Genomic DNA, 14,466 nt, shown 5'->3' with positions numbered 1-14,466 from the left:
GTTTTGCTTTCATGCGGCATAAACAATTTAGATATTGCTCAAAATGAAAGGATTGTTGTAGTGGATACCACTAAAGTAGAAGATTTTTATACTGTGTTATTAGAATCGACACAACTTATCAAAAACGACTTGGATTCTACTTTTATAGAAGCTTTTATTGAAACAGGTGAAAACATCATAGATAATGGAAAAATTCATATTGAGAATAACCTGCCTAAACCAGAAACTAGAGATAAGTTAAAAAAAATGTATGCTTCTTTATCCATCGATGATTTGTCACTGGAAGAAAAGAAAAAAGCCATACAGATGATATTAATCAATACAGTTAAAGAAGAGCAATTGCAAGTTAATCATCAACCGACTCCTGATGGTATTGGTGTTATATTATCTTATTTCATAGATTTATTTTATGAAAAAGATGAGGCACTGCATCTGGCAGATCTATCGGTGGGAACCGGGAATTTATTATACACTCTTTTTACGACACTCTTTTCTAACAATTCAAAGATCAAATTAACAGGTGTGGATAATGATGATTTGCTTATATCGTTAGCGTCTACTGTATCCGGGTTATTAAATATTCCGATTCAGTTAATGCATCAAGATGCATTGCAACCTCTTTTGTTGGATCCGGTAGACTTAATGGTCTCAGATCTTCCAATAGGCTATTATCCTAAAGATGTAGACAGTGATGCATTTAAAACAGGGTTTGAAGAAGGTTATTCTTATAGCCATTATTTACTAATTGAACAAGGGTTTAATTATTTGAAAGAGAATGGGTATGCTTTTTATTTGTTGCCTACAAATGTATTTGAATCTGAAGAGGTAAAAAGTTTATTACAGTATGTTCATTCTGTAGGGCATGTCCAAGCCATTATCCATATGCCACATGAATGGTTCAGTTCGCCCAAATCAAGAAAATCGTTGTTTATTGTGCAGAAGAAAGGTGATCAAAGTAAACAGGTTTCTGAAGTGTTGGTATCAACTGTACCTAGTCTCAACGATCAGAATGCATTCAAGGAATTTATTTTAGATATAAAAGAATGGAAAAAAGATCAACAAATATAACTATAAAAAGGGAGCGACTAATATGTCAAAAACAATTGCAATTAATGCTGGAAGTTCAAGTTTGAAATGGAAATTATTTACAATGCCACAAGAAGATGAGTTAGCATCTGGTGTTGTTGAACGTATTGGATTAAATGATTCTATTTTTACAATTAAATATAATAATGGCGAAAAATATAAACAAGTTGTCGATATTGCTAATCACGAAATTGCTGTTGAAATGTTGTTAAAACAATTAACGGAATTAAAGATTATTAATGACTTCAATGAAATTACAGGTGTAGGCCATCGTGTCGTTGCTGGTGGAGAAATTTTCAAAGATTCAGCACTAGTAACTGATGAAGTTGTTGAACAAATAGAAAGCTTATCCGAATTTGCACCCTTACACAACCCTGCAAATGCAACAGGAATCAAAGTGTTTAGAAAAATTTTACCAGATATTACTAGCGTAGCTGTATTTGATACTTCTTTCCACCAAACAATGCCTAAAGTAAACTATTTGTATAGTATTCCATTAGAATATTATGAAAAACATAATGCCCGTAAATATGGTGCACATGGAACAAGTCACAAATACGTTGCTCAAAAAGCGGCAGAAATGTTAGAAAAACCAATTGAAGATTTAAAAATCATCACTTGCCATTTAGGTAATGGTGCTTCTATTACAGCAGTAGACGGTGGGAAATCTGTGGACACTTCAATGGGATTCACTCCATTAGCAGGTGTAACTATGGGGACTAGATCAGGCGATATTGATGCTTCATTACTGCCGTTTTTAATGGAAAAAGAAGGCATTGAGTCCATTAACGATATGATTTATATTTTAAATAATGAATCTGGATTAAAAGGTATTTCTGGCATTTCAAGTGATATGAGAGATTTAGAAGATGTAGAAGACACAAACGAACGAGCAGAATTAGCTTTACGCATATTCGAAGATAGAGTGAAAAAATATATCGGTTCATATGCAGCAACCATGAATGGTGTTGATGCTATTGTCTTTACAGCCGGTATCGGTGAGAATGGCCCAGAAACACGTGAGAAAGTCATTGACGGCATTTCTTTCCTTGGTGTTCACATTGATGGTGAGAAAAATAATGTTAGAGGTAAACAAAGAATTATCTCGACAGATGATTCAAAAGTTAAAGTATTACTCATCCCTACAGATGAAGAAGTTATGATTGCTCGTGATGTACAAAAATTCAGTAAATAATTACAAAAAAAAGGCTTTATATGTCCGCATTACCGGACATATAAAGCCTTTTTATTTTTGCATTTATTCTTCAGTATATTTATTGTCTAAATCAGTACGTACGATCAAGACATCACATTTAGCTTGACGTATAACGTATTCAGAAACAGAACCAACAAATATACGTTCAACCGCATTTAAACCAGTGGCACCGAGCATGATCAAATCAACATTTTCAGCCTCTGGAATCTGCTTTGCGATCATTACTTTTGGTGATCCATATTCTAAAACAGTTCTGACCTGTGAAAGTCCCTCTTTCCTGGCGTATGCTTTGTAATCATTAAGGGTACCTTTAGCTTCTTCACGTGCATTATCAGCAATTGAGCCATCAAACGTACTGAATGATTGATAAGCTCTAGTGTCAATTACATGGGCAAGTACAAGAACAGCATCATTTCTTTTTGCTACTTCAACTGCTTTTTTGAACGCTTTCTCTGCTTGAGAAGACCCATCGATAGCTATTAAAATTGTTTTATACTCTTGTAACATATTACACACAACCCTTCTTTTAATCTTACTTTTATTATACTAAAATTTATAATAATTACCTAATAAAAGGAAAAAAGAGCCAAGACATAAGTCTTGACTCCGTTTCAAAATAAGTATAAGAAATCCGATGGTGCCGGTTGAATGCCATATTAGGTTGAACCCGCTATTAGCAGGTGGGCTTCACCAGAAAAATATTTGACTTCCAAATGATAAGGCATGTCAGCAATTTCTCCTTTAGAATCCCAATGTTTTAATAAAATGTTCGGTCAACACTGTTTGTAGGCATCGCGTACACCTCAGAATTCTTATCTTTATATTAGCACGGAAGACCTATTTAGTCAATGAGGAGTGCTCATGAGAGGACGATTATTTGTTCTTATATTTTGCTAGTTGATTGCTTAAAGCATTTTCAAATTTGGATGTCATTATTGGGTTATAATACTGTTTATTTTTGATGATATCAGGTAAATACTGCTGCTTTATCCAATGGTTTTCATAGTCATGAGGGTATTTATAGCCAATGCCACTGCCTAATTTTTCTGCCCCTTGATAGTGGGCATCCTTTAAATGGCTTGGAACATCCCCCGCAAGTCCGTTTCTGACGTCGCTTAAAGCTGCGTCTATTGCAATTATAGCGCTATTTGACTTAGGAGATAAGCACATTTCAATAACCGCATTAGAGAGAGGAATTCGAGCCTCTGGGAACCCTATTTTTTCTGCGGCTTCTACGGCTGTCACGACACGGGCAACCCCAGCCGGATTAGCTAGACCGATATCTTCATAAGCAGTAACAATGAGTCGCCTGATGATTACCTTGAGTTCTCCGGCTTCTATTAAGCGAGCCAAGTAATGAAGGGCGGCATGGACATCGCTTCCTCGAATCGATTTTTGGAATGCTGATATGGCATTATAATGGGCATCACCATCTTTATCGTGACTCAATGACTTTCTTTGCAAACATTCCTCAGCAACGTCTAGAGAGATAACAATGATTCCATCTTTATCAGGTTCTGTTGATGTAACGGCTAATTCTAAGGCATTCAGAGAACTTCTTAAATCGCCTTGGGTTGAACGAGCAAAATAGTTTAGAACTTTTTCATCAATATCAATAGAGTAGTGGCCTAAACCATCTTCTACATCTGTTATTGCTCTATTTAGAGCGGATGTAATTTGAGAATCGCTTAATGGTTTCAATTCAAATATTTGTGCCCGACTTCTAATGGCGGGGTGAATAGAAATATAGGGGTTTTCGGTAGTCGCACCTATCAGTACGATTCTTCCATTCTCAAGATGAGGGAGTAAAAAGTCCTGTTTAGGTTTATCTAAACGGTGCACCTCATCAAGCAGTAGGACAACGGTACCGCTCATTTTTGCTTCTTCTACAACGATTTCCAAGTCTTTTTTCTTGTCAGTTGCGGCGTTCAACATACGAAAAGCATATTGCGTGGACCCCGCTATGGCACTGGCTATACTGGTTTTCCCTATACCGGGAGGACCGTATAAGATCATTGAAGAAAGTTGTTTAGCTTTTACCATTCTCCATATGATTTTGCCTTCTCCTACGAGATGGGATTGTCCAACAATGTTTTCAATCGTTTTTGGACGCATGCGGTAGGCTAATGGTTTGTTCAATCTGATTCTCCTTTGGAAAATTATGATCATATCGTTATGCATTTCAAGTATAGCATTCTTTTGGAAACAATAAAATAAACATGAACGAATGTTTGCTATAATCTGGCATCTGTTTTTCTAGTTTCACTGTTTAGTTTGTGATAAGATAGACTGTGATATTAATAGGAAAAAAAAAGAGGAAGTATAGAATGAATTTTAAAAAAATCATACAAGAAAACAAACTTGAACCGTATTTTATAAAAGGATCGTTTGGTATTGAGAAAGAAGGGCTCAGAGCGGATAAAGAGGGATATTTAGCTTTAACTGATCATCCAGCTCTTTTTGGTAATCGTAACCATCACCCTTATATCCAAACAGATTTCAGTGAATCTCAACTTGAATTGGTGACTCCACCACAAGACACATTAAAGCAACAGTACCAGTGGTTAAAAGCATTACACGATGTGGTTAATCGTACACTTTCAGAAGATGAATTTGTTTGGCCATTCAGTATGCCTAACGTTTTGCCTGACGAAGAAGATATTCCGCTTATTAAAGTGGAGGATTCAAGTGAAATTAAATACCGTAAAAATCTAGCTGACAAATATGGAAAGAAAAAACAAATGATAAGCGGTGTACATTTTAATTTTTCATTTGACCCAGTATTTTTAGAAAAGCTAAGTGAACAGTTTCAAGGACATGATGAATTAGATGAATGGTGCAATGACTTGTATCTTAAAATGTCTCGGAACTATTTGAGATATCAGTGGGTATTGACTTATTTATTTGGTGCTTCACCGGTGAGTCACCCGTCTTTACTGGATAGTGAATCGATTGGAATGGTTAGAAGCATTAGAAATAGCACATACGGGTATCATAATACTTTTACAGATAATGTGTCATATGAGTCTATAGGTAGATATATAGAAGACATTGAACGATTAGTAAAAAATAATACATTATACGAAGAGAGAGAATATTATGGCTCGTCCAGGTTAAGAGGGAAAGGGAAATACGTTAGTCAATTAATTAATAATGGAGCGCGGTATATTGAGCTCAGGTCGTTTGATTTGAATCCTTTTGACCCTTTAGGTTTTTCATATGAACAGTCTCTTTTCGTTCATGTATATTTATTAACGATGGTATGGATGGACCAGGATAATTCAGACGAAGACATCAAAGTAGGTATTGAAATGAATGCACAGACTTCTCTTGAAAATACTTTCGAAACCTCGCGTTATCAAGAAGAAGGTCTTTCGCTTTTGACTATGATGAAACAAACCTGCCGCGAATTAAAGTTACCGAATGACTACTCTAATGTCATTGATGAAGCGATACATGTGTTCCATCATCCAGAAGAAACGCTGGCTGCTAAAATAGTGACGAGATTAAAAGAAAAGTCATCTTTTATCGATTTTGGTATTGAATTAGGACTAAACTACAAACAGCTTTCACTTGAAAAACCGTTTCTTTTAAATGGTTTTGAAACGATGGAAATGAGCTCCCAAATACTACTGTACGATGCTTTACAAATGGGTCTTGAAACGACAGTACTAGATGAGAATGATCATTTTTTGGCTTTCACTTATAAGGGAAATAAAGAGTATGTGAGAAATGGAAATATGACATCGAAGGATACATATATTTCTCATTGGATCATGGCTAATAAAACAGTGACTAAAAAACTTCTGAGAGAAAAGAGCTTCGCAGTTCCAGATGGGGAGGAGTTCTCTACATTAACAGAAGCTAAAAATTATTATGACTTGCTCAACAGCAAGTCGATTGTTGTTAAACCTAAATCAACAAATTACGGGATCGGAATATCTATTTTCAAACAATCGCCTTCAAGAAAAGCCTATGAAGATGCTTTGATTATCGCATTCAAAGAGGATGATGGTATCCTGGTAGAGGAGTATATTGAAGGAACGGAATATCGGTTTTTTGTTCTTGATGAAAAAGTCGAAGCAGTCTTACTTCGTGAACCTGCGAATGTAACGGGTGACGGTGAACATACCGTCAGAGAATTGATTGCGTTAAAGAACAAGCATCCTTATAGAGGTGAGAACCACCGGGCACCGCTTGAAAAAATCAAAACAAGTGAGATAGAAGAATTGATGCTTGAAGAACAAGGTCACACGTTTGAGAGCATTATTGAAAACAACAAGAAAGTGAATCTACGTGAAAATTCAAATATATCTACCGGTGGAGATTCTATCGATGTTACCGATGATATGCATGAAAGTTATATGCGAGTCGCCGAAGAAATAGCTAAAGCATTGAATGTGAAAGTCACGGGTTTAGATTTGATTATTCCTGATATCGATTTGCCAAGTACCAAAGAAAACCAAGGATACACAGTGATCGAAGCTAATTTTAATCCTGCAATGAATATGCATGCTTATGTACAAAAAGGTAAGGGAAGACGTCTATCAAAAAAAGTGTTGGAAATGTTATATCCCGATATTGAACTTTCATAGTTTAGAAAGGACTTTTTTATGACTGAAACGATATATTTAGATCATGCAGCAACCACACCTATGCATCCAAAAGTTATCGATGAGATGACAGATGCAATGAAGAACCATTATGGAAATGCTTCGAGCATTCATCAAATTGGTCGAGAGAGCAAAGGTATACTGGAAGAAGCTCGACTAACTTTCGCTAAAAGTATCCATGCGAAACCCCACGAAATCATTATAACGAGTGGAGGAACTGAAAGTGATAATATGGCTATAATCAAAACTGCTGAAAAACTTAAAGAGTATGGCAAACATATCATCACAACAGCAGTTGAGCACCCTGCTGTCCTGGAACCCATGGAACATTTGGAAAGTGAAGGGTTTGACGTTACGTTTCTACCCGTCAACGAAGATGGAGAAGTAACTCTGGAACAAGTCAAAGAAGCTATACGTGAAGACACAATACTTATTTCTATTATGTATGGTAATAATGAAATAGGAAGCTTGATGCCAATAAGAGCCATAGGAGATTATTTGAAAGAATTAGATACTAAAATCCTTTTTCACACAGACGCTGTTCAAGCATACGGTACCGAAGATATAGATGTGAAACGAGATAATATTGATTTGCTCTCTGTTTCAGCTCATAAAATCAACGGTCCTAAGGGAATCGGTTTTTTATATATAAATCAAGCTGTCGTGATCCCTAGTTTAATCATGGGGGGCGAGCAAGAAAATAATAAAAGAGCCGGTACGGAAAATATACCAGCCATCGTCGGATTTAAAAAAGCCGTAGAGCTTAGAATGGAGAATAAAGAAAAATCAAGAGATTCATATAGTCAGCTTAAACGGTTATTCATAAAAGAATTTAAGGAAACGGAAATCGATTTTATTGTGAATGGATCGGTTGAGAAAAGTTTGCCCCATATACTCAGCATTCATATAAAAAGTGTTCCCGCTGAAAAACTACTCATTCATTTAGATTTAGCAAAAATCGCCGTGTCTATAGGTTCGGCCTGCACGGCAGGTAATATTGAGCCAAGTCATGTTTTGATTGCATTATATGATGAAAAACATCCAGCAGTCGAAGAAACTATACGGATTAGTTTCGGTCAAGATGTAACGGAAGAAATGATTAGAAAAACGGTAGATAAGCTGGAATATGCCTGTACTTTTCTGAAGAAAAATTAACTAATAATCAGATATATAAGAGGGGGAGAGAAGCAATGGCAACATACAAAAAAGATCATTTATTAGGAAGCGACGATCATTATGCTATTCATGAAGACGCAAAACGCTATACGCTAAGAGATAATGGGTTTTTAGAAAATAAAAATGGATCCTTTCATTATGAAAGAGTGTTATCATTAAACAGCCAAGATAAAAAAAAGGCTAAGCTGAAAATAATCATCTCTAAAGATATCGATGAACTTAAATTGTCTGCAGTTACCTCAAATGGGTTGAAAAAAATTGATTTGTACAAATCTGATCAATTGGAAGAAGAAAAAAAATTCGTAGATGGCATATTAGATTCGTTGGTTACTGCAAAAGTTCTTGAAAAAGTTTAAGAAGTATTTTAAAAGATAACAAGAAAATGAGCACATAAGTAAGACACACAATTTTATTGTGTGTCTTTTTTAAATAATCCATGGAATCCCTTGATTTATTAGTTTTAGACAGTATAATATAACAGACTGGAAATATACGAACCTTCAATTCGTGCAAGTACAGAATCTTTACAGAAATGATGGTGAAAAAATGTCAAATGCAAGCACAGGTACAAGAGTGGTCGTGGGTATGAGTGGTGGAGTAGATTCATCAGTAACGGCTTTACTATTAAAACAACAAGGGTACGATGTTATTGGCGTTTTTATGAAGAACTGGGATGACACAGATGAAAATGGTGTGTGTACAGCTACAGAGGATTATAAAGACGTGGCACTCGTAGCCAATAAAATAGGGATACCATATTATTCTATAAATTTTGAAAAAGAATATTGGGATAAAGTTTTTCAATATTTTTTAGATGAATATAAAAAAGGACGTACACCGAATCCTGACGTGATGTGTAATAAAGAAATCAAATTTAAAGCCTTTTTGGATTATGCAATGAGCTTGGGTGCAGAATATGTAGCGACAGGACACTATGCGCGTGTGATGAAAGACGAAGATGGAACAACTCACATGTTGCGAGGAATAGATGCTAATAAAGATCAAACCTACTTTCTCAATCAGTTATCTCAAGAACAGTTGTCGAAAGTTATGTTTCCCATAGGCGAGATGGATAAAAGTGATGTAAGAAAAATAGCTGAAGCAGCAGGTTTGGCAACAGCTAAGAAAAAAGATTCAACAGGTATTTGTTTTATCGGTGAAAAAGACTTTAAAGACTTTTTGATGAACTATTTACCAGCACAACCTGGTAACATGGTGACAGAAGATAGCGAAATAATGGGTCAGCATGATGGGTTGATGTATTATACGATTGGGCAAAGAAAAGGACTGGGTATCGGGGGCACGGGTCAATCGAATGAACCTTGGTTTGTCATTGGAAAAAATCTCGAAAAAAATGAATTAATCGTAGGTCAAGGATTCACTCATCCCAACTTATATGCGACACGATTAGAAGCCAGTGAGTTCACGTTTACAATAGATAAGGAATTCCCAGAGACGTTTAAATGTACAGCTAAGTTCAGGTACAGACAAAAAGATGTTGGTGTAACTGTACACTTGAACAAAGAAGATAATACAGCAGTGGTGGAATTTGACGAACCGGCACGGGCAATCACACCCGGACAAGCAATTGTTTTATACGATGGCGATGAATGCCTGGGTGGGGGAACAATCGATAGAGCTTATCAAGAGTCCAAAATGTTACAGTACATCTAAAAAGACATACAAAAAGAGTTGCCATGATCATGAGCAACTCTTTTTTTTCGCTCTCAAAAAAATAAAGGGGTCAAATTTCAACGTTTGCTTCTAATTGATGACAAAAGTTATTATGGTCAAACCGTTTCTTTTTTCATTTGATTTTCTCTCCTATTTAAGATAGTCACTAATTGTTACTGTTAGCTGTGGTATTTTCATGAAAAAAATCAATATAATTAGAATAATGAAAACTTGTTCATTATAGCCTGTTTGTAGTATACTGATAGACAATATTAGTGTTTTGTGGAGGGATGTTATATGTATTTATTTGAGCAGTTTGGTATGGAAGGTGAAGAATTATTTAGGTATTCCTCTTTGATAGATTTGAATTTCCCTCTTCATTTCCATCGAGCCTATGAAATTATGGTAGTGGAAAAGGGTGAAATGGTCGTTAAAATCGAAGAAAGAGAGTATGTTTTGAGAGCAAACGAGGCAGTATTTATTTTCCCTAATCAATTACATGAATTTAGAACACTTAACCATTCAGTGTGTAAAGCATTTATTTTTTCACCTGAATTGATTAGACATTTTTTTTCTTCTTATAAAAGTTCTGTACCGATAAATAATAAGTTTATGGTTGATGATGTCCCTCTAAAAGATGAATTCCCATCTATTTACGCTCAAAAAGGGCTGCTTTATAATTATTGTGATAGATTGATCCAAACAACTTCCTTTGAATCGATTAAAGTTACATCTAAACGAAAAATCATCCAAAACATTCTTGTTTATATAGATAATCATTACCAAGATGATTGTACATTAAGAGATGTTTCAAAAGCTATCCAGTACGACTATGCTTATTTATCAAAATTATTCTATCAGTATACAAATTTGACATTTACTACGTACTTAAACAGATACCGGTTAACTCAAGCAGCTTATCTATTACTCAATAGCGAAGAAGCCGTTAGTGAAGTAGCTCAAAAATGTGGATATAAAACATTGAGGACCTTCAACCGAAATTTTAAAGCCTTTAAAAATGTATCGCCAACAGTTTTCAGAGAAAATAATGAATTCTCTAAAAAAAATCTAGATAAACAGTCACTTATTAGATAAACTAGTTATGGAAGGAGGACTTGGTGTGCAACAACTTGATTTTTCAAATGAAAAGGACTCAGAGGAATACATCATTGGTGAAATATTAGCGATTTATTTTTCTAATCCAGCTAATTACTACAAAGTTATATTAGTTAAAATCGATTCCACCAATACAAAAGTTAAAGAAACACAGACAATAGTCACGGGGAACTTTGGACAAATCCAAGAAGGCGATCCTTATAAATTCTTTGGTAAATGGACAGATCATCCTAAATATGGGCTGCAGTTTCTATCGACTAAATATATCAAGGAAAAACCATCCACGGAAGAAGCAATCATTACTTACCTTTCTAGCCCGCGTTTCAGGGGAATCGGTAAAAAATCAGCTGAAAAAATAGTTGAAACACTAGGTCTTGAAAGTTTGGATAAAATATTAGAGGATGAAAGTGTTTTAGACAGTGTCCCGGGATTAAATCAAGCGAAAAAATCTATGCTGCTATCTGTATTAGATAAAGAACAGGGCATGCAGAAAATCATTATTGCTTTAAATAATTATGGTATTTCAAACCAGCTCGCTTATAAAATATACCAGCGATTTGAAGGTGAAACCTTAGCAGTTATTCAATCGAATCCGTATAAATTGATTGAAGAGATTGAAGGTATCGGTTTTAAGCGAGCAGACTCGGTAGCCGAAGAAATTGGTATTGAAGGAGATGCTCCGGAAAGAATCAAAGCAGGTATTTTATACACAATTGAAGAACAAACCATGAAATCTGGAGACACATATGTTGAAGCGGATTTTCTTTTGGAACAGAGCTTGAAAATACTTGAGGATAGTCGTTCTTTTATTATAAATCCAGATTTAATAGCTGGAATTATTATAGAATTAGTTGATATGCAAAACATTATTCAAGAAGAAACTCGCTTTTATTTACCCTCTTTATATGCTTCCGAATGGGGCATTGCTGGCGCATTAGAAAGATTGATGACGAGCGCAGATAAAGAAACAATAAAAGAAAAAGCTATCGACAAAAAAATCAAACAGTTTGAAAAACGTCGAGGGATAACATTTGGATCATCTCAAAAAGAAGCGATAAGAAAAGCATTAACCTCTTCAGTTTTTTTATTAACAGGCGGACCTGGTACTGGTAAAACGACAGTATTGGAAGTCATTGTTTCTGTTTTCGCTGATTTACATGATTTAAGTTTGGATCCAGCTGATTACTCCAATGAACCTTATCCCGTTATATTAGCTGCACCAACCGGACGCGCGGCTAAACGGATGAAAGAAACAACGGGCTTACCATCGAGCACCATTCATCGATTACTTGGCTTAACTGGTTCTGAGGAAGACCCAATGCAAGAGACAGATCGTATGTTGAAAGGATCCTTATTGATCATTGATGAGATGTCTATGGTGGATACGTGGTTAGCCTACCAGCTGTTAAAAGCAGTTCCTAATGATATGAAAGTCATTATGGTTGGGGATAAAGATCAGTTGCCTTCTGTAGGTCCTGGTCAGGTTTTAAGAGATTTAATTTCAAGTGAAATGATTGAAAAAAAAGAATTAACTGAAATTTACCGTCAAGATGATGGGTCCTCTATTGTTTCATTAGCTCACGAAATAAAGAAAGGTCAAGTACCAGCAGACTTTACTGGTAAAAAAAAGGATCGCAATTTTTTTCCGTGTGGCACAAACCGCGTTGTTGAAGTGGTCTCTTTACTGGTTACTAAGGCAATGGAAAAAGGTTATACAGCGCAGGATATTCAAGTACTTGCTCCTATATATAAAGGGCACGCCGGTATAGACAACTTAAATAAAAATCTTCAAAACTTATTTAATCCTAAAGATGAAAGAACAAAAGAAGTTGAATTCAAAGATAAATCTTATAGAATTGGTGATAAGGTATTACAACTCATCAATGAACCGGAAAGAAATGTGTTTAACGGAGATATGGGTATTATAAAGGGGATCATCTCGTCCAAAGAATCTGAAAATAATGTGGAAGAATTAGTCATAGATTTTGATGGTAATGAAGTTAATTATCTTAGAAATGAGTGGAATAAAATCACTCTTTCATATTGTTGTTCTATCCATAAATCACAGGGAAGCGAATACCCTATGGTAATTCTGCCTATAGTATATGGATATGGAAGAATGTTGAAAAAAGATATTGTTTACACAGCTATAACACGTGCAAGTCAGACGTTACTTTTGTGTGGAGAAAAATCGGCTTTTATAAAAAGCGTTTCAGAGAATACAACGGAACGATCAACATCATTATCTATGCGGATCAATAGTGATAAAGAAGAAGAGTCTGTAACACTTAAAATTAATCCCCCCCAAAAAAAGACTAATAATAATGTTGTTAAAACAAATTATGTACTGACTCCTTCTGATATAGATCGTGATTCGGTTGATCCGATGATCGGAATGGAAGAAATTAGACCTTGAAAAAAGGCCGGGATGAAAAACTAGCCAAAAAAACACAATCTCATTTATATCTGATCGAACCAGATATAAATTGAGATTGTGTTTTTTTCTGTTTGTAAATATTAAGGTGGATGGATTTTTTTATTTTGTCCCGGTCTCTTTTATTCAGACTATATCCAGAAGAGTTGTTTTATTATTTTTACAGACATGTGTTGTACATTCTTATCTATTAATTCTCCATCTCTCTGTCCATATTGAGGAGTATAAAGTGTGAATTCACATGAATAAACTCTATGAGAATGAAGTTTCGGGTGATTTAAATGCTTCTGGGTGGTTAATACTGAAAATAAGATATGCAGTAATTCCCAGAAAGAAACTTTTTCAGCAACGACCAAATCGATCAACTCGTCGGTTGCATCTGCTTGTGGATGGATAGGGATCCCTCCACCGAAGAATTTATTATTCGTACATACAATCAATAAAGCTTCACCATAAGTGAATTTCCGATCATCAGCAATCAATTTCAACGGGAAGTTTTTCTGTGAAAAATATGCAGACAAAACAGAAGCTAAGTATGAAAACTTGCCGATCGTTTGTTTGTTCTTAGTCTGATCGATTTTATAGATGACCATGCCATCTATTCCAAATCCAATACTATTAACTGCTACAACATTTAAATTATCAGATGTTCCTACTAAAATGTCCAGTGGTGTCGGGGTGTTCGTTTCGATTATGTTACGTATGGATGCTTCAATGGATAAAGGTAACTTAAGCGATCGGGCAAAATCGTTTCCGGATCCGGTCGGTATATAGCCGACGGGTAAATGATTGCCGGCATTGACTAGTCCTTGAACGACCTCATTTAATGTACCGTCGCCTCCGACAGCAACAACAAGTGTATCGTTCTCTAGTTCATTAGCGAAGGATTCGGCTAACGAAGTAGCATGCTGCTTATGCTGGGTTAAATGAATTTCATATGTACTATCAAAAAGATCCATAACTTGTCTGATTTTATTCGTCGTTTTTTTTCCATGTCTTGAATATTCATTAACAATAAAGATTAAATTTTTATTATGCACAGTCATCACCAATTCTTATTTAATAACCATAGTATACGGGAAAACAGGATAAAAAAAAGATAAGATTAAAGATTTAAAATAAAAAAAGTTATCCTTGTATTTCACATGCTT

11 protein-coding genes and 1 other RNA gene are annotated in these 14,466 nt (G+C 35.3%); 8 read left to right on the top strand and 4 right to left on the bottom strand.

The genetic code is table 11. The annotated features are described in order from the left end of the window. The first annotated feature begins 60 nt into the window (after positions 1-60). Together AX762_RS02810 and AX762_RS02805 are read left to right on the top strand one after the other, a co-directional pair. The gene (locus tag AX762_RS02810) at positions 61-1,068 is read left to right on the top strand and encodes a class I SAM-dependent methyltransferase (RefSeq protein ID WP_071847665.1); all 1,008 of its coding nucleotides are present in this window, start codon (positions 61-63) and stop codon (positions 1,066-1,068) included. A 22-nt stretch (positions 1,069-1,090) separates the two neighbouring features. Beyond that, entirely contained in the window at positions 1,091-2,281 is a 1,191-nt protein-coding gene (locus AX762_RS02805) for an acetate/propionate family kinase (protein ID WP_071847647.1), read from the top strand. A 63-nt stretch (positions 2,282-2,344) separates the two neighbouring features. Here the strand turns inward: AX762_RS02805 and AX762_RS02800 are convergent, their stop codons facing one another. The 3 genes from AX762_RS02800 to AX762_RS02790 form a co-directional block, all read right to left on the bottom strand. Then, a complete protein-coding gene (locus AX762_RS02800) occupies positions 2,345-2,809 on the bottom strand; it encodes a universal stress protein (protein ID WP_071847646.1) in 465 nt (154 codons plus the stop codon). 117 nt (positions 2,810-2,926) lie between these two features. Then, a non-coding RNA gene (gene ssrS / locus AX762_RS02795) (6S RNA) lies at positions 2,927-3,115 on the bottom strand. Between the two features lie 60 nt (positions 3,116-3,175). Further along, entirely contained in the window at positions 3,176-4,441 is a 1,266-nt protein-coding gene (locus AX762_RS02790; RefSeq protein WP_071847645.1) for a replication-associated recombination protein A, read from the bottom strand. A gap of 188 nt (positions 4,442-4,629) precedes the next feature. Between AX762_RS02790 and gshAB the strand changes: the two genes are divergently transcribed. The 6 genes from gshAB to AX762_RS02760 all read left to right on the top strand — a co-directional run bounded on the left by gshAB (position 4,630) and on the right by AX762_RS02760 (position 13,297). Further along, complete coding sequence (gshAB, locus tag AX762_RS02785) at positions 4,630-6,897, top strand: bifunctional glutamate--cysteine ligase GshA/glutathione synthetase GshB (protein WP_071847644.1); 2,268 nt, start codon at positions 4,630-4,632, stop codon at positions 6,895-6,897. 18 nt (positions 6,898-6,915) lie between these two features. After that, positions 6,916-8,070 (top strand): cysteine desulfurase family protein, encoded by a 1,155-nt coding sequence (locus AX762_RS02780; RefSeq protein WP_071847643.1) that lies wholly within the window; start codon positions 6,916-6,918, stop codon positions 8,068-8,070. 35 nt (positions 8,071-8,105) lie between these two features. Next, a complete protein-coding gene (locus tag AX762_RS02775; RefSeq protein WP_071847642.1) occupies positions 8,106-8,447 on the top strand; it encodes a hypothetical protein in 342 nt (113 codons plus the stop codon). Between the two features lie 190 nt (positions 8,448-8,637). Next, a complete protein-coding gene (mnmA, locus tag AX762_RS02770; RefSeq protein WP_071847641.1) occupies positions 8,638-9,765 on the top strand; it encodes a tRNA 2-thiouridine(34) synthase MnmA in 1,128 nt (375 codons plus the stop codon). A gap of 297 nt (positions 9,766-10,062) precedes the next feature. After that, a complete protein-coding gene (locus tag AX762_RS02765; RefSeq protein ID WP_071847640.1) occupies positions 10,063-10,860 on the top strand; it encodes an AraC family transcriptional regulator in 798 nt (265 codons plus the stop codon). A 25-nt stretch (positions 10,861-10,885) separates the two neighbouring features. Further along, positions 10,886-13,297 carry an ATP-dependent RecD-like DNA helicase gene (locus tag AX762_RS02760; protein WP_256244364.1) on the top strand — a complete coding sequence of 804 codons (2,412 nt, stop codon included), beginning with the start codon at positions 10,886-10,888 and terminating at the stop codon, positions 13,295-13,297. A 149-nt stretch (positions 13,298-13,446) separates the two neighbouring features. Here the strand turns inward: AX762_RS02760 and AX762_RS02755 are convergent, their stop codons facing one another. Beyond that, a complete protein-coding gene (locus AX762_RS02755; RefSeq protein WP_177244023.1) occupies positions 13,447-14,355 on the bottom strand; it encodes a diacylglycerol kinase family protein in 909 nt (302 codons plus the stop codon). Between the last annotated feature and the right edge of the window lie 111 nt (positions 14,356-14,466).

The sequence above is a fragment of the Alkalibacterium sp. 20 genome (assembly GCF_001885615.1).
Taxonomy (GTDB): Bacteria; Bacillota; Bacilli; order Lactobacillales; family Carnobacteriaceae_A; genus Alkalibacterium.
Note: the sequence above shows the minus strand (reverse complement) of the source record. Positions and strands in the feature narration are given on the sequence as shown.

Bases quoted from the DNA above. Each gene is read 5' to 3' on its own strand.
- AX762_RS02805 (WP_071847647.1), top strand. From the start codon at position 1,091: ATGTCAAAAACAATTGCAATTAATGCTGGAAGTTCAAGTTTGAAATGG.
- AX762_RS02800 (WP_071847646.1), bottom strand. From the start codon at position 2,809: ATGTTACAAGAGTATAAAACAATTTTAATAGCTATCGATGGGTCTTCT.
- gshAB (WP_071847644.1), top strand. From the start codon at position 4,630: ATGAATTTTAAAAAAATCATACAAGAAAACAAACTTGAACCGTATTTT.
- AX762_RS02780 (WP_071847643.1), top strand. From the start codon at position 6,916: ATGACTGAAACGATATATTTAGATCATGCAGCAACCACACCTATGCAT.
- AX762_RS02775 (WP_071847642.1), top strand. From the start codon at position 8,106: ATGGCAACATACAAAAAAGATCATTTATTAGGAAGCGACGATCATTAT.
- mnmA (WP_071847641.1), top strand. From the start codon at position 8,638: ATGTCAAATGCAAGCACAGGTACAAGAGTGGTCGTGGGTATGAGTGGT.
- AX762_RS02765 (WP_071847640.1), top strand. From the start codon at position 10,063: ATGTATTTATTTGAGCAGTTTGGTATGGAAGGTGAAGAATTATTTAGG.